This is a genomic window from Pantoea cypripedii, assembly GCF_002095535.1.
GTDB classification, from domain to species: Bacteria; Pseudomonadota; Gammaproteobacteria; order Enterobacterales; family Enterobacteriaceae; genus Pantoea; species Pantoea cypripedii.
Window position 1 is genome coordinate 2,888,720 of the sequence record NZ_MLJI01000001.1, and the last position, 20,242, is coordinate 2,908,961.

Annotated in this window: 16 protein-coding genes and 2 pseudogenes; 9 read left to right on the forward strand and 9 right to left on the reverse strand. The window is 54.5% G+C overall.

Features of this window, described 5'->3' with window-relative positions:
* Nucleotides 1–2: 2 nt before the first annotated feature.
* Together HA50_RS13305 and fhuB are read left to right on the forward strand one after the other, a co-directional pair.
* Nucleotides 3–875 (forward strand): ABC transporter substrate-binding protein, encoded by an 873-nt coding sequence (locus tag HA50_RS13305; protein ID WP_084876085.1) that lies wholly within the window; start codon nucleotides 3–5, stop codon nucleotides 873–875.
* On the forward strand, nucleotides 872–2,845 hold the full coding sequence (fhuB, locus tag HA50_RS13310; RefSeq protein ID WP_084876086.1) for a Fe(3+)-hydroxamate ABC transporter permease FhuB: 1,974 nt from the start codon (nucleotides 872–874) through the stop codon (nucleotides 2,843–2,845). The genes HA50_RS13305 and fhuB overlap by 4 nt, the downstream gene beginning before the upstream one ends.
* Before the next feature lie 42 nt (nucleotides 2,846–2,887).
* Here fhuB and HA50_RS32130 read toward each other — a convergent pair.
* The 3 genes and pseudogenes from HA50_RS32130 to HA50_RS13315 all read right to left on the reverse strand — a co-directional run.
* Nucleotides 2,888–3,097, reverse strand: a pseudogene (locus tag HA50_RS32130) (putative T6SS immunity periplasmic lipoprotein); the annotation flags it as partial.
* Nucleotides 3,082–3,306, reverse strand: coding sequence for a putative T6SS immunity periplasmic lipoprotein (locus tag HA50_RS32135; protein ID WP_420851464.1), 225 nt, complete (start codon nucleotides 3,304–3,306; stop codon nucleotides 3,082–3,084). The gene HA50_RS32135 and the pseudogene HA50_RS32130, both read right to left, overlap by 16 nt.
* A gap of 189 nt (nucleotides 3,307–3,495) precedes the next feature.
* The gene (locus tag HA50_RS13315) at nucleotides 3,496–4,047 is read right to left on the reverse strand and encodes a GNAT family N-acetyltransferase (protein WP_084876087.1); all 552 of its coding nucleotides are present in this window, start codon (nucleotides 4,045–4,047) and stop codon (nucleotides 3,496–3,498) included.
* A gap of 213 nt (nucleotides 4,048–4,260) precedes the next feature.
* On the opposite strand from HA50_RS13315, the gene HA50_RS13320 reads away from it, so the two are divergent.
* Together HA50_RS13320 and HA50_RS13325 are read left to right on the forward strand one after the other, a co-directional pair.
* Nucleotides 4,261–4,464: a hypothetical protein gene (locus tag HA50_RS13320; protein ID WP_013509840.1), complete on the forward strand. Its 204-nt coding sequence runs from the start codon at nucleotides 4,261–4,263 to the stop codon at nucleotides 4,462–4,464.
* 74 nt (nucleotides 4,465–4,538) lie between these two features.
* Nucleotides 4,539–5,264, forward strand: a complete 726-nt coding sequence (locus HA50_RS13325; protein ID WP_084876088.1) for a 4'-phosphopantetheinyl transferase family protein — start codon at nucleotides 4,539–4,541, stop codon at nucleotides 5,262–5,264.
* 99 nt (nucleotides 5,265–5,363) lie between these two features.
* Here the strand turns inward: HA50_RS13325 and HA50_RS13330 are convergent, their stop codons facing one another.
* From HA50_RS13330 to apbE, 3 genes are all read right to left on the reverse strand, one after another.
* Nucleotides 5,364–7,016, reverse strand: coding sequence for a multidrug ABC transporter permease/ATP-binding protein (locus HA50_RS13330; RefSeq protein WP_084876089.1), 1,653 nt, complete (start codon nucleotides 7,014–7,016; stop codon nucleotides 5,364–5,366).
* A gap of 86 nt (nucleotides 7,017–7,102) precedes the next feature.
* Nucleotides 7,103–7,744 (reverse strand): DNA oxidative demethylase AlkB, encoded by a 642-nt coding sequence (gene alkB, locus HA50_RS13335; protein WP_084876090.1) that lies wholly within the window; start codon nucleotides 7,742–7,744, stop codon nucleotides 7,103–7,105.
* A 14-nt stretch (nucleotides 7,745–7,758) separates the two neighbouring features.
* Entirely contained in the window at nucleotides 7,759–8,796 is a 1,038-nt protein-coding gene (gene apbE, locus HA50_RS13340; RefSeq protein WP_084876091.1) for an FAD:protein FMN transferase ApbE, read from the reverse strand.
* A gap of 396 nt (nucleotides 8,797–9,192) precedes the next feature.
* Here apbE and HA50_RS31545 point away from each other — a divergent pair, with 396 nt between their 5' ends.
* The gene (locus HA50_RS31545; protein ID WP_167379249.1) at nucleotides 9,193–9,342 is read left to right on the forward strand and encodes a hypothetical protein; all 150 of its coding nucleotides are present in this window, start codon (nucleotides 9,193–9,195) and stop codon (nucleotides 9,340–9,342) included.
* An 8-nt stretch (nucleotides 9,343–9,350) separates the two neighbouring features.
* Here HA50_RS31545 and HA50_RS13345 read toward each other — a convergent pair whose 3' ends face one another.
* Nucleotides 9,351–9,806: a nuclear transport factor 2 family protein gene (locus HA50_RS13345; protein WP_084876092.1), complete on the reverse strand. Its 456-nt coding sequence runs from the start codon at nucleotides 9,804–9,806 to the stop codon at nucleotides 9,351–9,353.
* 92 nt (nucleotides 9,807–9,898) lie between these two features.
* On the opposite strand from HA50_RS13345, the gene HA50_RS13350 reads away from it, so the two are divergent.
* The gene (locus tag HA50_RS13350; protein WP_084876093.1) at nucleotides 9,899–10,462 is read left to right on the forward strand and encodes a TetR/AcrR family transcriptional regulator; all 564 of its coding nucleotides are present in this window, start codon (nucleotides 9,899–9,901) and stop codon (nucleotides 10,460–10,462) included.
* Between the two features lie 27 nt (nucleotides 10,463–10,489).
* Here HA50_RS13350 and ompC read toward each other — a convergent pair whose 3' ends face one another.
* Complete coding sequence (gene ompC, locus HA50_RS13355) at nucleotides 10,490–11,596, reverse strand: porin OmpC (protein ID WP_084876094.1); 1,107 nt, start codon at nucleotides 11,594–11,596, stop codon at nucleotides 10,490–10,492.
* A gap of 1,077 nt (nucleotides 11,597–12,673) precedes the next feature.
* On the opposite strand from ompC, the pseudogene HA50_RS13360 reads away from it, so the two are divergent.
* The 3 genes and pseudogenes from HA50_RS13360 to rcsB all read left to right on the forward strand — a co-directional run bounded on the left by HA50_RS13360 (nucleotide 12,674) and on the right by rcsB (nucleotide 17,162).
* Nucleotides 12,674–13,829: pseudogene (locus HA50_RS13360) on the forward strand (MFS transporter).
* 23 nt (nucleotides 13,830–13,852) lie between these two features.
* Nucleotides 13,853–16,510, forward strand: a complete 2,658-nt coding sequence (rcsD, locus tag HA50_RS13365; RefSeq protein WP_084878527.1) for a phosphotransferase RcsD — start codon at nucleotides 13,853–13,855, stop codon at nucleotides 16,508–16,510.
* A 1-nt stretch (nucleotide 16,511) separates the two neighbouring features.
* A complete protein-coding gene (rcsB, locus tag HA50_RS13370; protein WP_013509853.1) occupies nucleotides 16,512–17,162 on the forward strand; it encodes a response regulator transcription factor RcsB in 651 nt (216 codons plus the stop codon).
* A 185-nt stretch (nucleotides 17,163–17,347) separates the two neighbouring features.
* On the opposite strand, the gene rcsC is transcribed toward rcsB, so the two are convergent.
* Complete coding sequence (gene rcsC / locus HA50_RS13375) at nucleotides 17,348–20,206, reverse strand: two-component system sensor histidine kinase RcsC (protein ID WP_084876095.1); 2,859 nt, start codon at nucleotides 20,204–20,206, stop codon at nucleotides 17,348–17,350.
* Nucleotides 20,207–20,242 lie beyond the last annotated feature (36 nt).

Below are 20,242 nucleotides of genomic sequence, written 5' to 3' on the forward strand. Positions count from 1 at the left end.
GCATGAGAAGACGTACGTTTTTACAGTGGTTCGCGTTGCTCTCGCTGGTGGGGAGCACGCGTTATGTGAGTGCGTCTTCACTCCCCGCCCCACGTCTGGTGGTACTCGACTGGGGGCTGGTGGAAACGCTACTGGCGATAGGGGTGATCCCGGCAGGCGTAGCAGAGATTGAGGGTTATCACGACAACGTGGTGGAGCCAAGGGTTCCGTCGCAGGTAGCGGATGTCGGCCTGCGTCTGGCCCCCAATCTGGAGTGGTTACAGCAGTTAGCGCCGGATTATATCCTGATCAATTCCAGCCAGGAGTCGCAGCGCGAAATCCTTGAGCGCATCGCTCCGGTGCGGGCCTTCACCATTTACAGCGACACAGGGACACCCTGGCAACACGCCATCGAGGCCACCCGCCAGCTGGGTGAGCTGTGTCATCGCAAGGATGCTGCCACGCATCTGATAAGCGGTGCCGCAGAAACCTTACGCCGGGCGGCATCAGGCCACGCAACCGACTTAACCGTTTTCCTTATCCGCTTTTTCGATGCACGCCATATCGGTGTCTATGGTCAGCGCAGCCTGTTTCAGGATGTTCTCACCGCCATGAAAATCAATAATGGCTGGCAGCGAGAAACAGATTACTGGGGGATCAGCGTTGCCGGGCTGGATAGCCTGGCCCCGGCCACCGGGGCACAAATCCTTTATTTCACCCCGTTACCCGCCAGTATGCCGCACGGCCTGGCGGATAATGCTTTATGGCAGGCGCTCCCTGCGGTGCAGGCAGGCCATAGTGCGCCATTACCCGCCTTTTGGGGATTTGGCATGCTCCCCTCCGCCATGCGTTTTGCCCGGCAATTGTCCGCAGCGCTACGAGATCGTTCCGCATGAAGCCCCTGAACCTGCGCGCCCGGATAACATTGCTGCTGACGTTACTGCTGCCATTGGTGTTGCTGAGTCTGCATAACTTTGCCCAGTTACTGCCGATGCCAGCGCACTCAATCCGGCAACTGATCGTGTTGCAGGGATGGTTGCCGCGTCTGGTGATCAGCCTGTTATGCGGGGCAGCGCTGGGGCTGGCGGGTCTGCTGTTTCAGCAAACGCTGCGTAACTCACTGGCAGAACCGATGACGCTGGGAGTGGCTGCCGGTGCCCAGCTCGCGCTCTCACTGGTCACGATATTTCTCCCGCACTGGCTGGTGGCAGGGACGCAAACGGTGACGCTGATCGGGGCGATGGCGGCAGCCGGACTGGTGCTGGCCCTGTCAGCCTCGCGTGGGCTGGAGCCTTCGCGGGTGGCGATTGCCGGTCTGGTGGTGAGCTTATTCTGTGGTTCAGTGATCACCGTGCTGCAATTGCTGTACGCCCCTTATCTGCACAGCCTGTTTATCTGGGGAGCCGGTTCGCTGGTCCAGGCGGGCTGGGGATCGGTACGTCAGTTGGCCGGGCAGTTGCTGGTTGGCTGGCTGCTGGCGTTATTATTGCGACGTCCGCTGCAACTGCTGGGCCTGGGCGAGTTACACGCCAGCAGCCTCGGACTACGCACCCAATATGCCAGGCTGGCGGGCTTTGGCCTGGCAGTGCTACTGACTGCGGCGGTGGTCAGTGCGGTCGGGGTCATTGGCTTTGTCGGACTGGCGGCCCCAGCCCTGGCACGGTTGCTTGGCGCGCGTCGCCTGCTGCACCAGTTGCTACTGGCCCCGCTGTGTGGTGCAGCGTTGTTGTGGGGCACCGATCAGGCCGTCCAGCCTTTTGCCAATGCGCTGGGGGAGTTGGTACCAACCGGAGCGGCCACCGCGCTGTTTGGTGCTCCGCTGATACTATGGTTACTGCTCAGGTTGCGCACTACGTCCATGCCGCTGGCCCCGGTGTCTGCGGGTGCTGGCGAGTCGATCCAGGCAGATCATCGTGTCTATCCACTCAGCCTCGCTCTGTTTCTGCTGCTGGCGCTGTTTCTTCTGCTTTCGCTGATTTTTGGGCGATCCCCCAGTGGCTGGGCGTTTACGCCGCTTTCGCATCTGGCAGCGCTGTTGCCGTGGCGCGTACCACGAGAGGTAGCCGCCTGTGCCGCCGGGATGATGCTGGCCGCAGCGGGCGTTTTACTGCAACGATTAACCGGTAACCGGCTGGCAAGCCCGGAAATGATGGGGGTGAGTGCTGGCGCTGCTTTGGGGATGCTGGCATTAACGCTGATGGTGGGAAGCACATCCCATGCGCTGCGTCTGGGCGTTACCACCGGTGGGGCGTTGGTTACGTTGCTGATCATTTTATCTTTTTCCCGCCGTCATCATTTTTCCCCGGATCGCGTTTTGCTGGCTGGCGTGACCATCAGCGCGCTGTTCCAGGCATTGGTGGCGACGGTCATTGCAGCCGGTGATGAACGCGCCATCACCTTGCTGAACTGGTTATCCGGCTCGACTTACTCGATCATGCCGCGCGATGCAGCAGTCGCGGCAGGGATGGCGCTGATATTAAGTGTACTGACGCTGTTTTTCCGGCGCTGGCTGAGCATTTTACCGCTGGGTGCAACCTGTGCCGCCTCCGTCGGCGTCACTCTGGCGCAGGCCCGCCTGCTCACCCTGACATTTGTCGCCATGCTGACGGCATCGGCAACCTTGATCGTCGGCCCGGTATCCTTTGTCGGCCTCACCGCTCCACATATTGCGCGCCTGCTGGGTGCGCGGCGACCGGGGCAGCAACTCCTGCTTGCCCTGCCCAGTGGCGCGTTAATGATGGTCATGGCAGATTGGGCCGGGCGCACCTTGCTGGCCCCGCGTGAACTCCCCGCCGGGCTGGTCGCCACCCTGCTGGGCGCACCTTATATGATGTGGCTATTTACCCGGCGTGGTGAGAGATCATGAGAGAGGATGCTATTTTCCTGCCTTAGCACCCTCCTCGATTTATCAATCTCCCTCACCCGGTTGCTCAATGGTGACTTTCCCATTGCTGGATGTTAAGCGAAACTCAACGGCAAACTCCCGGCTGAAAGGCCATTCTCCGGCTCGTTCGCGTGCAGCAGAGGTGAGTTTAGTTGAGAAGTGATAAGTAACATTTTCCTCAAAAATATATCCGTTATCAGGAACACATCTGGCAGTATCTATCGATTCAGGCGGTGAGAAAAAACACTTTTTCTGTCATCCGGATGATCCACTCTATAAATCGATATTGCTTCGAGTTTTTCATCATGAAGTGGCTGAACAGTGACGCAGACATGATCATCTTTGAGGGTAACTCCGGCTTTTTCCGATAGAGGAATACGATCCTTTATTCCGGGACATCCCGTTAGTAAAAGGGATGCTGAGAAAACTGAAATCCTTTTCATTCGTGTATCTCCGCCTTAAAACCAAAAATGCCGCTCACAATCACTCCATGCAGGCCAGACAAACTGCAACTTCGGATTGCACTTGCCCGCACATATGTGTAGCGGCGCGATTTATCGCGCTATTATCAGCTGTATCCCTGCCAAAAGCGCGCAATAAATTGCGCCGCTACGACCTGGTGCGATATTGCATCACGGGGCAGATTTCTGCGCCAGCCACTCTTCCTGCGTGATTTCCCAGTTGCCCGCCAGCATTTCGCCGCCGACAAAGGCTTTACTGAAGGTGTCGATCAGCCGCATTCCGGTGCGTTCGGAGATGCGCCGCGATGCGAGGTTATCCATCGCTTTGGGCACACGCAGACGAGGTTGTTTCAGGGTCAGAAACCAGTAGTCAGTCACCACTGCACAGGCTTCGCTCATCAATCCTTGCCCCTGCCACTCTGGCACCAGCCAGAAACCCCGGTTATCTTCCTCACCGGCGCGCAGGGAGATCAGTCCAATCACTGTCTCTGGCGCGGAACGATGGCGTAAACTCCAGTGCCATGCCTGACCATCCACCATTGCAGGTAATGCGATGTGGTTAATGTAATCACTGGCCCCGTCCGCAGGGTATGGCCAGGGTACCGCGTTAGTCAGATGCCGTACGATTTCCCAGCGTGGGAAGATCTGCTGGACCTGGATGGCATCGCTGCTTTGTAGCGATTCCAGAAACAATCGTGGCGTTTCGAGCCGGGGTACTGTCATCTCAACCTCCTGTTGTCCAATCCCTTAATGGGTATCAGAAAATAGCCAGAATTAACATTGTTTATACCAGATAATCAGTAAGTTACCGGGCGTAATAAATTCTGCCCCAGATCACATTTTTGCCAAATTGTGACAGCAATTCATCTGAGTGAAACAAAACTGTCACACTATTACCCTAACCTTTAGTCTCCTGTTTTACGATGGAAAACCGTTATGGTCATCAAAGCAAAAAATCTGCAGGACGCTGAAGAACTCCTGCACTCCGGTATCAGTAAAGTCGAACTGGCTTACGATATTGGCAGCGACGATTTCTTCCGCCTGGCGTCTCGCTGGTGCGATCGCGGTGCGCGTATCAGTAAAGGCCATCAGCATTTTGTGGTATCGATCAAGAGTTTTGCCATTCCCCCTAATGACTAAAGGCGGTGAGCGCTGAGCTTGCCCTCTCTCCGGCTGACTGGTTAAATGCCTTTTTCCGTCAGCCGTGATTCCTTATGTTTACACCCGCCACACCGCTTACCGTTCCTGAATCACCCTTTTTGCTCGCCGCTGGCACTACGCCTGGCGATCCGCTGCTCGCCTGGTGTCAGTTTGACCAACAACACTGGCAGGCTGAGCTGCATCAACGCTGGCAATTGCCACTGCCTGCCGCACTGGAAAAGGCGGTGATTAAACGTAAATCCGAACATCTGGCCAGCCGCTGGCTGGCACGCGCAGTCATGTCGCAATTTGGCGTGGCGGATTTTTTGCTGCTCAGCGCTCCCGATCGTTCGCCCTGCTGGCCCGCAGGCGTGCAGGCCTCACTGTCGCATAGTCAAAATCAGGTGGTGATTGCCGCCACGCGTGAGCCGCTGTGCGTCGGTGTTGATGTGGAACAGGTGATGGCTGCCAGGACGGCACAGGAAACGGCGGATATGTTGATGAATGCGCAGGAACGTGCGCTGCTGCAACAGATTGCACTGCCCTTCGCGACGGGGGCGACGCTGTTGTTTTCACTGAAGGAAAGTGTGTATAAGGCGTTGTGGCCGCAGTTACACCAGCCAATGGAGTTTCTCCAGGCGGAGCTGATCCAGCTCGATCTGACGACCCATACCGCCCGACTGCGTTTAACCCAAGATTTTTCTGCGCAATTTAATCGGCAAACTCTGCTTCAGGCGCGTTTCAGCCAAAGTGAGCAGCGCGTCGTCACGCTGGTCACTCATCCTTTGGTGCCTCAATAACGACCCGGAACTGTAGCGGCGCGATTTATCGCGCAATGCCATGCGCGGTGGCGGAAAAAACGCGCGATAAATCGCGCCGCTACGGAACAACATCAGCCGTTAGTGGCCGGTATCGGTGCGTTTTACCGCATCCAGCGTCGCCATTTCACGTTCGCTACCGGTCAATTCACTCAGCTTACCGTCACGCATTTCCAGCAGGCGATCGGCGTGAATGAAATAGTGATCGTCGTGGCTGATAGCAAACACCGTTTTGCCGGATTCCTGTAACCAGGGCAGCAGTTCGCGATAGAAAATACGGCGGAAATGCGGGTCCTGATCGGCGGCCCATTCGTCAAGCAGCAGGATGTCGCGCTCCTCTGCGGCTGCCAGCAGCAGCGCCAGGCGCTTACTTTGCCCTTTCGACAGTTGCAGATTGAGTACCCTGTTGCCCGTCAGCTTCAGTTTATCCTGCATCTTCAGACGCTCCAGCCAAAGCTGTACCAGCGCCGGATTGGCGGGTTGACCAGCCTGGCCGATAAGACGATCAAACAGATGCACATCGGTGAACACCGCAGAGAAATGCTGGCGATAAGCGTCCAGATTGTGCCAGTCAACCGCTTTGCCATTCAGCAACAAGCTACCGGATTGCGGCTGATACAGGCCGGTCAGTAGCATCGCCAGCGTCGATTTGCCGCTGCCGTTCCCACCGATCAGGAACACCAGCTCGCCCCGACGCAGCGTTAGGTTGATCGGCCCCACTTCGAAGCCATGTTCGCCATAATGGAAGCAGACATCACGTAATTCGAGGGATTCCCACTCACTGGCAGTAGGCAAGGCTTTGAACTCCGCCTCATAAGGTGCGAGGTCAAACGTGTTGAGCTTACGAAACGCCACCTGGGCACTGAGCAGCGTAGGTAAAGCGCCCACCGCCGCCAGTAACGGCGTGCGCAGAAACAGCAGCGTCAGCGAGTAGGTTGCCGCGACGGCGGTATTGGCCCAGCCAAGACCGTTGGCCATCCAGAACACGATGCCAATCGCCCCGAGCATCATAATGTTTGACCAGTTCACCGCGCTGAGATGGAAGGTATCGGCACGCACGATATGGTGACGATAGCTTCTGGCGTTTTCCTGGTAAACGCTGTCGTAAATCTGCTGCGCACGATCGCGGTTCAGCTGTAGCTCTTTACGCCCTTCAATGATGGTTTGATAGTCACGATAGAGGTCATCTTCCACCTCGCGCAGCTTCGCCATATGTTGATAAACACGCGACACCAGTAACCAGCCCCCCACCAGCGTCACCACCAGCCACAACGAGGTCACCGCCAGCATTTTCGGTGATAACCACGCCATATACAGCGCGGAACCGAGGGTAATGATGATGCCCTGGATCAACTCCGGCAGACGGACAAAAGCAATGGTAATGGCACGCACGTCACTGGTCAGCCCGGCCAGCAGTTGCGCGTTGCCGATCTGCTCAATACGCTCTACGCGGGTATCCAGAATACGTTTGATAAATTCGCCACGCAGACGCCAGACGAAGTGATGACCCAGCAGCGTCAGCGACAGCTGTGAGCCGAGCGTCACCGCCATCAGCAGAAACAGCTGCAGCAGGAACGCCGGTAAAACGGCAACCGAGGTATTCACCGCCGTGATCAGCTCGTTATTAATCCAGGCAATCATGCCAATGCCGAGCGCGGCGCTAAGTAAAGTAAGAAGGATGACGCCAATAAAAGGCCAGCGGTACTGGCGATAGACAACCTGAAGCAGAGCCATTAAACGGTTCCAGCAGTAAACTTTTGCAGCCTGCAGTTTAATGGTGCGTCAGATGATAGCAAGAATAATTCTCATCCAACGCGCCCTTAATGGGCGCGGCGGAAAGTGAGGTTGTAGCGAAAGGCGCCAGCCTGCGGATGCACGCCCGGTTTGAGCGGCAGAATGCCGTGATAGCGCAGACGCGAAGGCCCGCCCCATACCACAATGTCGCCGTGTTCCAGTAACACACGTTGTGTGGCATCGCCGCGTTCGAACCCCCCAAACTGAAACACGGCGGGCAGCCCGAGCGACACCGAAACAATCGGCTGGCGCAGATCCTTCTCATCTTTATCCTGATGCAGCGTCAGTTTGGCACCCGGCTCATAACGGTTGATCAGACAGGCATCCGGGTTAAAACCGCTGAACCCGGCTTCCAGCGCCGTCTGTTGCGCCAGCTCGCGGAACAAGGTCGGCATCGGCGGCCATGTATGTCCGCTGAGGTTATCCTGCTCAGTGTACTGGTAGCCGCGCGCATCGCTTGACCAGCCCAAATTGCCGCAGTTGGTCATGGCGACCGACATACGGTGCCCACCCGGCGTAATGCGATGGGCAAACGGGTTAAGGGCGGCGATGGTATGAATTTCCGCCAGCAAGGCATCCGCCTGCTCGCGGGCGCGACGCCGCAGGATCACCGCTCCTTCAGCCAGCGGTTCCTGCCACGGCGCTTCCTCACTAAACAGATCCAGCATCTGCGCCTCCGTAATCAGTTATCATCCTGCGAAATCAGGAAGGGTTTAAACTGCGGCGACATCCAGTGACTGAAGCCGTCGCCCTGTTTGGTTATCAGATACACCGCCAGATGCTCCTTCAGCGCCAGCGCTTTCGCGCGCTCGGTGCCGAGCACCATCAGCCCGGTATCCCAGCCATCCGCTTCCAGCGCGGTGGTGGCGATCACCGTTGCCGACACCAGTTTATGCTGGATTGGCCGCCCGGTGGCCGGATCGATAACGTGCGAAATGCGTTTGCCATCCAGTTCATAATAGTTGCGATAGCTGCCGGATGTACTGATGCCGTGGCCCTGTAAATCCACCCGCGCTTCCACCGCATTTTCCCGGTCGGTAGGTTTCTGGATCGCCACCCGCCACGGTTGGTTCTGGGCATTCAGGCCGCGACTCAATACCGCTCCGCCCACCGACACCAGATAATCGGTGATGCCCTGCTGCTCCATCAGTCGTGCCAGATGGTCGGTTGCATAGCCTTCGCCCATGGTGGAGAGATCCACATACAATCCCGGCAGATCTTTTTGCAGCCACTGGCCGTCAACCGCCTGGATCACCCGCAGATGCTGTAAACCGGTCAGCGCTTTTGCTGCCGCAATTTCAGCGTCAGTTGGCGTATGCGCAGGTGGTTTGGTCGGGCCAAAACCCCACAGATTGACCAGCGGCCCGACGGTAATGTCCATCGCGCCCCCGGTTTTTGCGCCGATGCGCAGTGCTTCGGTAACGATATCCGCCATATCGGCACTGACCGGCTGCGGTGTGGTGCCCTGATATTGATTAAAGCGTGACAGCACCGAATCCGGCTTCCAGGTGGAGAGTTCACCATCATCACGATCCAGTTGCTGCTGGATCGCCTGCTGTAGCGCCACTTTACGCTGCGCATCGACCCCCGCCAGGCTAACCCGCCATACCGTTCCCATGGTTTTACCTTCCAGCACCAGGCTTTGCCGGCTGGCAGTTTGATCACAACCACTCAACCCGACCACTACCAGGCCAGTCAGCAGAATATTCTGAAAACGCATTTAATCCTCATCTGTAACGCTTTAAGTAAGCCTGTTACAAAGCATAACTCGCTTGTAAATCAGGCTAAAGCTGCTTGAAGTTGACTGAAGGCTGGCACAGGATAACCCGTTCCTGCACAACCGCGCATACGGGAGCGTCAGATGATTTATACAATTCTTGTGGTGGCCACTGGCCTGTTTTTCTACAGCAGCCTGCAATGCTGGCGGCATTATCGTCAGCGTAATATGCGTCATCTGCGCGGGCGTTAAATTTCTGCACCAGAACAACCCGCGTTGCACCGCTTCAGCGCTGGCGCAGTGTAGCAAAGTCAGCTCGATCCGCGTGGCGCTGAGAGCGGTGTTATGGCATGAATTCTGCAATGTTGAAGCTGAGTTGAATTTCGCGGAGGCAGCAGAATGGAAAAGTCAAAAACACAACATGGCAAATGGCAGCAGTGGCTGAGCTTCTCAGCTTTTACCCTCGCAGGTGTAGCGCTGGAAGGTAGCCACCCTCCAGCACAACAACAGCAAGCGCCAAAAGCGAAGAAGTGGCGTGCTGCGCAGTAATACTGCGTTTATAGCCCCAGTTCACTCAGGCCCGGATGATCATCCGGGCGTGTTCCCAGCGGCCAATGGAATAAACGCTGTGCCTCGGTGATTGCAAGGTCGTTGATACAGGCGTAGCGCGTTACCATCAAACCGTCTGCCCCGAAGTGCCAGTTCTCATTACCGTAGCTGCGAAACCAGTTACCGCTGTCATCATGCCATTCATAAGCAAAGCGCACCGCCAGCCTGTCGTTATGCCACGCCCATAACTCCTTAATTAGTCGATAATCCAGCTCTTTACTCCACTTGCGTTGCAGAAACGCCTCGACGTCTGCCCGTCCGTTGACAAACTCACTGCGATTTCGCCAGCGCGTATCTTCACTGTAAACCTGTGCCACCCGGTGCGCATCGCGGCTATTCCAGGCATCTTCCGCCATGCGTACTTTCTGCGTGGCGCTGTGTTCATCAAACGGGGGAATCAGCATCATGGTCTCCTTTTTATGTAGACAGGTCTGTCTACTTGATTCATCCTGCCGTATGTAGACAATTCTGTCTACCCCCTTTTTACGGTGATGCTATGCTCGCTCCTCTGACTTTCGATCCCCAGGCCGCTGCACGCGACCGCATTCTCGATACCGCCCAGCGCCTGTTTTATCAGCAGGGCATTCGCGCCACCGGCATTGATAAAGTCATTGCCGAAGCGGGCGTTACCAAAGTGACCTTTTATCGACACTTCCCCGCCAAGAACGCCCTGATTGTGGCGTTTCTGCAACAGCGCCATCAACGCTGGATGACAGCATTTCGCACAGCACTGGCGCAGCAACCTGCGCTGGTGGATGCCTTGCCCGCTGCATTGCAAAGCTGGTTTAACGAAACGGATTTTCGCGGTTGCGCCTTTATTAACAGTGCGGCGGAATTGGCAGACACTCTGCCTGAAGCCAGCGCGCTGATTCTGGAGCATAAAAGAGAGATGGCGGCGGTGATTGCGCAGCAACTCACGGCAGCTCAACAGAGAACGGTTGGGCAGATTGTCTTGCTGGTGGAGGGGGCGATTGTGCAGGTTCAACTGGGAGAAAAGGCAGAGCAGATTATCGCTGTGTTACGGGATGCGCTGACTACGTTGTTAAAAACCGGAGCGTGACCGGAAAGCCACGCCCCGTCAAACTTCTTAGAACTGGTAAACCAGACCCAGCGCCACCACGTCGTCGGTGTTGATACCGGCGGCCTGGGTGAAGTTGTTGTCGTCCAGCAGGTTGATCTGGTAATCAACATAGGTGGACATGTTTTTGTTGAAGTAGTAGGTCGCGCCTACGTCGATGTATTTTTTCAGGTTTTGAGTGCCGTAGTTCTGAACATCACCGCGTGAAGAGACGAAGGCCAGAGACGGACGCAGACCGAAGTCGAACTGGTACTGTGCAACCATTTCCCAGTTATCCGCGCTATCTGCATAACCAAACGCGGAGCTATCGCTGGCACCGAAGCGTGTTGCGTTGATAGAACGGGTATACATCGCGGCCAGGTAGATGTTGTTGGCATCATATTTCAGACCACCGGTATAAGCCTCGGCTTTGTTACCGCGACCCAGGATACCGTTGTAGCCACCGTTCTGCGAGTTGGTACGGTCAGACGACATCATCGCCGCACCGATACCAAAACCAGAACCCAGGTCATAGGTGGTGCTCAGACCAAAGCCATCACCATTCTCGCCCAGCACATCACGGCCAGATGAGGACTCAGTCGGGTTGTCATTTTTGCCTTGATACTGCACGGCAAAGTTCCAGCCATCCACCAGACCAAAGAAGTTGGTGTTGCGGTAAGTCGCCAGACCATTGCTACGCTGGAACATGAACTGGTCAGCGCCGTAGGTATCGCCACCGAACTCAGGCAGTACGTCGGTCCATGAACCGATGTCATACAGCACGCCGTAGTTACGACCATAGTCGAAAGAACCGGCATCACCGAATTTCAGACCCGCAAAGCCCACACGCGTGAAGCTGTTAGCTGTACCCTGGTTCTCGGTGGTATTCAGAGCTGCCTGATATTCCCACTGGCCGTAACCGGAAAGTTGGTCAGTTACCTGAGTCTCACCTTTGAAACCAAAACGCAGGTAAGACTGATCACCGTCACTGCCAGAGTTGTCAGAAAAATAGTGCAGACCGTCGACTTTGCCGTACAGATCTAATTTGTTGCCATCTTTATTGTAAATTTCCGCTGCGTTTGCAGCGCCTGCAACAAGAAGCGCAGGAATCATCAGGGAGAGAACACGAAGTTTCATTTTATTACCCTCTGTAATGTGCCTTTATTTATGCCACCGCTAACTGAACGATTAAAAATTCAGCCGGCAAGCCATTGTTATTTTATAGAGGGCAATAATCTATCACGAAAATGATACTAAATTTCCGAAAGTGTTTCATTGTATTAAATAAATATTTCAAAATGTAAATTTTGGGGAACTAATAAGCAGCACGCATCGGTAAAAAATATAGCACATATTGATAAACCGATTTTTAGTCATTTAATATCAGCAAGTTACATTAAAACCCCTTTCAGCACTGAATGATAAAACTTTTCAGCCATCAGAGAATACAATTACTCCCGCTATCATCATTTATTTCATTATTACCTTCATTCACCCCGAATGAGATGTTTACCCTAAATTCCCGCCGGACATGTTTGTCCGGCATTTTTTTGCCCGCAGTTTACCGCCCTTTTGTCATCTTCCGTAAACTTACTTGACCAGCCTTAATTAAGACAATCTATCAATCACATTATTTGTTTATTTCCGCACATTTTGTTCAATATCAAGTCAGGAATTAACCATGTTAATTTCCCGCTGCAACAAAGATCATCGTAATTATTTGCGGACCGTAATATTACCCCGACTACATCGCTTCTTTGACTTTATTCAGCAGGTTAAGCTCAACCTTCATTGCGTCATTGTGACCAGTTCAATTTAAACATCACTTGTTCAACCGGAGCGAAATAGCGACTTTGCAAATCGATACGGCGGCGAGATAACCTTATTGGCTATTTCTTTCCTGATAAATCGCTCAATTAATCTTCCGGATAAGCTGAATTTTTCTATTTATCTCGTGATCAATATCACAAATTAATCCGCAGCCGGAAAGGTATTTTTCAGCTAACCTATTGAATCAACTCATCATGATTTGAGTTAAGTTACGCACCTGCACAGTCCCGGTGCCAGGAAAGTTCTGGAAAAAAATTGCAGTGGCTGAAAAGTCGGTAAAATGCCCTTTTTCCGGTTAATTCATGGCATGGGACGAACCCTTAACCTGCCGTTGCAGCGGGTTGATGCTAAAATCGCCCTTTTGACGAGAAAGATAATAACTTCATGACAGCACTGGACGCCGCACAACATCCGCGAGACGCTCGCCTTCTGCACTGGTCAACACGTACCGTGTTTTTAATCAATGGTCTCGGCATGTCCGCCTGGGCTCCTCTGGTGCCGTTTGCCCGCGATCGTCTGCACTTAACCGGCAGCATGCTCGGCGCATTGCTCGCTGTGCCTTGGCATTGGTTCGCTGGCCGCGATGCCGATTACCGGAAAACTGGTGGCACGCCATGGTTGCCGACGTGTCATGCTCTGCTCCACTGCATTGGTGCTGCTGATGCTGCCACTGCTGGCAACAGCCAGCCAGACCGGAGTGATGGCACTGGCGTTGATGCTGTTTGGTGCCGGACTTGGCACGCTTGATGTTGCAATGAACTACCAGGCAGTAGAAGTAGAAAAGGCGGCGCGTCGTCCGATGATGTCCGGTTTTCATGCTTTCTTTAGTCTGGGCGGGATTATCGGTGCCGCGACAGTCAGCCTGCTAATGAGCGCCGGATTATCGCCGCTCGCCGCAGTGGGCGTGGTGATGGTGGTCATGGTGTTACTGCTGTTACGCAGCCAGCCGGGGATGATGACCACCCGCTTACATCAGCCCGACCAGCCATGGTTAGTGATTCCACGCGGCTGGGTGGCCTTTCTCGGCCTGCTGTGCTTTATCCTGTTTCTCGCCGAAGGCGCGGTGCTCGACTGGGGTGCCCTGCTGCTGTTACAAAGCCCGGAGATGCCAGCCACCTGGGCCGGACTGGGCTATGCGGTGTTTTCAGTTGCTATGACCCTCGGACGTTTTACCGGGGATAAAATCATCCAGCGCTGCGGGCGTTATCCGGTGATGCTGGGCGGCGCTCTGGCAGCGGCAGCGGGTATGACGCTGGCGGTGATGATCCCCTGGCCCGGCCTCGCGTTGCTGGCTTTTCTGCTGGTGGGGTTCGGTCTGGCCAATACGGTGCCGATGTTGTTCAATGCTGCCGGGAATCAACACGATATGCCGTCAAATCTGGCGATTTCCGCCATGACAACCTTAGGCTATGCAGGTATCCTTTCAGGTCCGGCTTTGATCGGATTAATATCCCAGTGGATCAGCCTGAGCGGCGCATTTCTGCTTATCGCCCTGCTGCTGCTGGCTGTAGCTGCCAGTGCCCGACTGGTTGCGCGATAATTTCAGGTGCCTGAGACGCTATGTTGCCTTACAAATTTCCTCTGACATCCGGCAATGTGACCCGCTTTTTTGTGGTGTTCAACCTGGTGCTGTTCCTCGCGCTGGGCGCGATGGTGCACAACAGCGTTAATGCCTGGATCACCGATAAGCGCTACGCGATGACCGATCTGGCGCGCGCCATGCAGAAGCGCATTGATGCCTACCGCTTCGCCACCTGGCAGATCTATGAAAACCTTGCGACCAGCGCTGCCGGTTCCGCACCGAACAGCAGCCTGCAGGAAACCCGTCTGCGTCCGGATGTGTATTACCTGGAAAAAACCCGTCGCAAAACCGAAGCGCTGATTTTTGGTTCCCACGACAGCAGCACGCTGGATATGACCATGCGCATGTCCAACTACCTCGATACCCTGTGGGGGGCGGAAAATCCCACCTGGTCGATGTATTTCCTCAATGGTCAGGATAACAGCCTGATTATGATCTCTACCCTGCCGCTGAAAGATATGGCGACACGCTATAAAGAAAGCGCGATCACTTCGCTGGTGGACAGCCGCCGTGCCGAGATGTTGCAGCAGGCTAATGCGCTGGATGAACGCGAGAGCTTTTCACCGCTGCGCCACTTTGCCTGGCAGAATGATCATTACTTCACCCTGCGCACCACCTTTAATCAGCCGGGCCATTTGGCCACGGTGGTGGCTTTTGATTTACCGGTCAACGATCTGATTCCGCGCAGCATGCCGCTGGAGAATTTCCTGCTACGTCAGGACACTACGCAGTCCAGCAGCAGCAACAGCGATGATGAAACCAGCGAAACCACTCATGTTTCACTGGTTAACCCGAATCTGGAGATTGCGGCATCGCTGCCAAGCACCTCGTTGCAGCTGGTCTACCGTGTGCCCATCACCAGCCTGATTATTGATAGCCTGCATAATCTGCTGTGGCCGTTACTGGTCAATCTGCTGCTGTTCCTGCTGTCGATAGCCGGTATCACCCTGCTGCGTCAACAGTCGCTTCGTCCTAACGAGAACCAAAGCGCGGAGCTGGATTCCCTGCGCATGCTGAATGAAGAGATTGTCGCCAGTTTGCCGGTCGGCCTGCTGGTGTACGATTTCGCCACCAACCGTACTTTGCTGAGCAACAAGATCGCTGAACATTTGCTGCCGCATCTGAATCTGCAAAAAATCATCAATATGTCCGATCAACATCAGGGCGTATTGCAGGCCACCATCAATAACGAAGTGTATGAGATCCGCCACGCGCGTAGCGTGCTATCACCGCATACGCAGCTGTTTATGATGCGCGATCAGGATCGTGAGTTGCTGGTCAACAAAAAGCTGCAAAAAGCCCAGCAGGTACTGGATCGTAATCACCAAATGCGTCAACAGCTGATGCATAACCTCGGCCACGCCCTGCACCGCCCTCTGGAAAGTATGGTGGCGCAGCTGGTCCAGCTCAGCCAACGCGATAGCGATGAAAGCGTGCTCGATCTGCTCGACGAAAGCCAGGGGCTGGCGCGTCTGGTGGATGACATCGTGCTGCTCAACCGTCTGGAAGCCCATGACTGGTCGCCAGATGCCAGCCGTTTCAACCTGCAGGAGTTGCTGGATGAAATTGCGCTGGAAAGCCTGCCGCTGCTGCGCCGCAAAGGTCTGGCACTGGTGGTGAATAATCATCTCGCCAACGATGAGATGCGTTTTGGCGATCGCCGTGCGCTGCGCAAAGTGCTGACTACCCTGATGCATTACTCGCTGACCACCACGCTGTGGGGCAAGATTTCCCTCGACATTAAAGCCAGTGAAAGCAAACCAGACCGCATTCTGTTGCAGCTGGTCGATACCGGTTCCGGTCTGACGGTTGACGAGCTGGCCAACGTCGATTTCCCGTTCCTTGGCGACACCACGCAGGATCGTTTTGGTCAGGCATCCGGCATGGCCTTTTTCCTGTGCAAACAGCTGTGTAAACAGATGGGGGGTTCTCTGGAAATTGTGGCAAAACCGGATATCGGCACCCGCTACAATATCCAGTTACCGCTGGCGCTGGAACAGCAGACCGAGCAGGAAGAGAAGCTGCTGGAAGGCGTCAATGTGCTGGTCGATATCGCCATGGAAGATGTGCATAAAATTGTTTGTCGCCACCTGGAGAACTGGGGGGCGAAGTGCCTGACTTCTGACGAACGTTTGTCAGGGCAGGAACATGATGTGCTGGTAACTGACGACCCTTCACGCCTCAACGGCTGGGCGTTGTTACTGGCGGGTGATGAGATGGGTCACCACGCGCTGAACGATCAACAATTCCGCGTTAACTTTAATCTCAGTAATGCATTACTCGATGCGTTGCTGGCATTGATCGAGAAGCAACTGGCCCATGATTTAATGGAGGAGACTAACGAAGATGAGGCTGCCACACCGCTACTAAGCGGAGGCTATTTTCAGCTGTTTACCGAGACAGTTCCGCCTGATGTCAAGAGACTGTATACTGAAGCAGCGGAGAAGGATTACCCCTCGCTTGCTCAGACAGCGCATCGCCTGAAAGGCGTGTTTGCCATGCTAAATCTGGTGCCAGGTAAACAGCTTTGTGAAGAGTTAGAACAGCACATTAAAGTATGTGACGATTCAACCATTAAAAATACCACCAGTGAAATTGACGCTTATGTCAATCAACTGCTGCAGCAAGGTAACCCATAAGATGAATAACCTGAATGTAATTATTGCCGATGACCATCCAATTGTTCTGTTTGGTATCCGTAAGTCTCTGGAACAGATTGAATGGGTCAACGTTGTAGGTGAGTTCGAAGACTCAACAGCACTGATTAATAGCCTGTCCAAACTCGATGCCAATGTCCTGATTACTGACCTCTCCATGCCAGGCGAGAAGTATGGTGACGGTATCACCCTGATCAAATACATCAAACGTCATTATCCGGACCTCTCGATTATCGTTCTGACCATGAACAATAACCCGGCGATCCTGAGTGCCGTACTGGATCTGGATATTGAAGGGATCGTGCTGAAACAGGGTGCACCGACTGACCTGCCAAAAGCGCTGGCAGCATTGCAGAAAGGCAAAAAATACACGCCGGAAAGCGTGGCCAAGCTGCTGGAGAAAATCAGTGCGGGTGGTTATGGCGACAAACGCCTGTCACCGAAAGAGAGTGAAGTGCTGCGTCTGTTCGCCGAAGGTTTCCTGGTCACCGAAATCGCCAAGAAGCTGAACCGCAGTATCAAAACCATCAGTAGCCAGAAAAAATCGGCAATGATGAAGCTGGGCGTGGATAACGATATCGCGCTGCTGAATTACCTCTCTTCCGTCAGCGCTACTCAGGTCGACAAAGAGTAATCTCTGGCAGGCGGTGCCAACGCACCGCCTGTTATTCCGCGCCACCCTTCTTTCATATCGCAACTCTATGTTTTATCACATGATACCGATCTGCTATCCCGTAGCGGCGCGATTTATCGCGCGTTTTTTCAGGAACGAAAATCCACAAGAAGCGCGATAAATCGCGCCGCTACAAGATCCTGCCATTAATCAGCATGCACACGTCCCTTACGCACACGTTCCGCATAGAGCGCCAGCGTGGTTTTCAGCACATCCAGCGTCACCGGTTTGGACAGGCAGTTATCCATGCCCGCTTCCATACAACGTTGCTTCTCTTCAGCCAGCGCATTCGCCGTCACGCCAATCACCGGGAAGGCATGTCCCAGCTGACGCAGACGTTGTGTCAGACGGTAGCCATCCATATTCGGCATGTTAACGTCACTGAGTACGATATCAATGTGGGTACGGCTGATGACATTCAGCGCATCAACACCATCCTGAGCGGTTTTCACCTGATAACCGAGCGTACTGAGTTGTTCTGAGAGCAGCATACGGTTGATCGGATGGTCATCGACGATCAGGATCATAATATCTTCATAACTGGCTTGCTCTGCTACTGCGCCCGGCAGCGCCAGTGGCGTAGTGGTTTCGCTATCAATCGCGATGCGATAGATACGTCCCAGCAACACCGGTAATTCGTGCAGCGTAGCGCTACTGTGCAGCCACTGCCCTGCGGCTATCTCCTGCGGCATATCGATGTGATCGCCGCTGATGCGGATACGCGCTCTGACGCTTTGCAGCGGCAGGTCTTCATGGTCACTGATGATCACATCGTCGCTACCGGCCTGTCCCTGATAACGGGCCACCTGCATGCCCTGTTGCAGCAGCAGGCGCAGCAGGAAGCTGGCGAGGTAATCGTTACGCAGGTCGAGCCAAAGCGCTTTTTCCTGCAACCCCTCCAGCAGAGGCGGCGCAGCCTGCTGCCCGGCGTAAATCGGGATACGTACCACAAACTGGCTGCCCATACCCGGCTCGGAATCCACCTCAATATCCCCGTCCATCATATTGATCAGCTTTTCACAGATCGCCAGACCGAGGCCGGTGCCCTGGAAGTTGCGCTGCACGCCACTGCCGACCTGGAAGAACGGGTCAAACAGCCGCGTCACTTCTTTCGCCGGAATACCGACGCCAGTATCACGCACGCGAAACGCCAGATAGCCTTCTTTCTCATAGGCATGAAGGATGATACACCCGGTATGGGTAAACTTGATGGCGTTATTCAGCAGGTTAGAGATGACCTGTTGCAGACGCAGTGGATCGCCATCCAGCGCCAGTGGTACATCATTTTCGATAAACACATACAGCACGAGGCGTTTGCGCACCACCAGCGAAAGGTAGTTGCCGACGATATGATTGATCACCTCTCGCGGCGAGAAAGGACGCGGTTCAATCTTCAGTTGCTCGGACTCAATTTTCGAGAAATCGAGAATGTCGCTGATAATTTTCAGCAGCAGACTGGAGGAGTTATTCATCGCCGTAACCAGCGAATCCACCCCTTTCGGCAGCACTTTGGTTTGCAACAGATCGAGGTTACCGATGATCCCGTACAGCGGCGTACGCAGCTCATGGCTGACGGTGGCGAGGAACATTGATTTTGATGCACTGGCCTGCTCCGCCGCCTGCGCCATCTCCTGCAACGACTGCTCCATACGCACGCGTGCCGAAACATCCACCAGCACGCAGATCGCCACGTTTTCATTGCGATAGCGCGAGTGAACAAAGCTGATTTGCAGGTTGGTATTGCTGCCCGTCAGCACATCAACAAAGTTCACCTGCTGGCCGCCAATGATTTCGTTCAGGCGCTGCCGGTCTTCCTGGGTAAGCAACGTCAGGTAATTGTGCGCCAGTTCATTGCTGAGGATATTGGTGCCGTCACTGGTACGCAGGATACAAATCCCCACCGGCGCGGAGGCCACAATCTTACGGTTGAACTGTTCATGTTCTTCCAGCCGATGTGCATTATCTTCCGCTGGCAGAAACATGCGGCGCTCAAATATCCACGCCAGAGTAAACAGCAATAATGCGCTGAGAATATTCAGCAGCAGCGCGTTAATCAGCATCAGTTTCAGCTGATCCACCAGCACATCGGTGGAAAGTGACCAGACAATATTGAGGTCAGACGGCGGCAACGGTTTTTTCAGCACCAGCTGACGGTAACCGTCCAGATAGCCGAACCAGGTTTTGTCGTCAGGCAGATCATCAAGGGAGTAACCCGGCCCACCGCGACGTGTGGTCAGCAGAGGGCGATAATTTTCATCAGTGATGGTCGCCACCAGCGGCAATCCACCCGGCTGAATAAATTCATCGAGGCGAATGTTTTGCTCCACCCCGAGCAGCGCCTGGAGTTTATTCGCCACATAAACCGGCATCACCATATAGAAACTGCCCACCCCTGGCTGGGTGCCTTCGGTGATCCAGTACATCGGGTTGCGACGTTCATCTTCGTTGCTGCTGCGATAGTGCAGCACCCGCTCGCGCAGTGCTTTCAGGCTGCGATCGCGATCGACTGTATTACTGCCAATGGTGAAATCGGCCAGGCACTGATTTTCCCCGCCGATAAAGAACACCCGATTCAGCTCATAGGCCGAAGCAAAGTTACTTTTCCAGTAATTGATGTAGTAACTGAGGGAATCGAGGGAGTTACGCCAGGTGCTGCTCATCGAGGTGCAATCACCGTCGGAAAACAGCGGCGTGAATTGCGGCAGCGTGCCTTTGCTGGTGGGCATGCCGTTGAGTACATCCAGACCACTGGCACTGCTGGTGAGGCGGTTTTCCGTGATGTACTTCAGTTCACGCATCACATCCGCCGAATGGCGAACATACCATTCCGCCTGACCGTAGTTGGCGTCAAACTCCTGGCGAACCGCATTCTCTTTCTCGTGCAGCACATTGATGATGTAAAAGGTGGTCAGCAACGCACCCAGCGACCAAAGCAGCAACGCCAGTGCGCGAAACAGGTAGCGCGAGATACGGAGCGTGGTACGGAAGGAGACGAGATATTTCAATGCAGGCTCAACTCACGGCAAGGGGTAAAGGTCAGG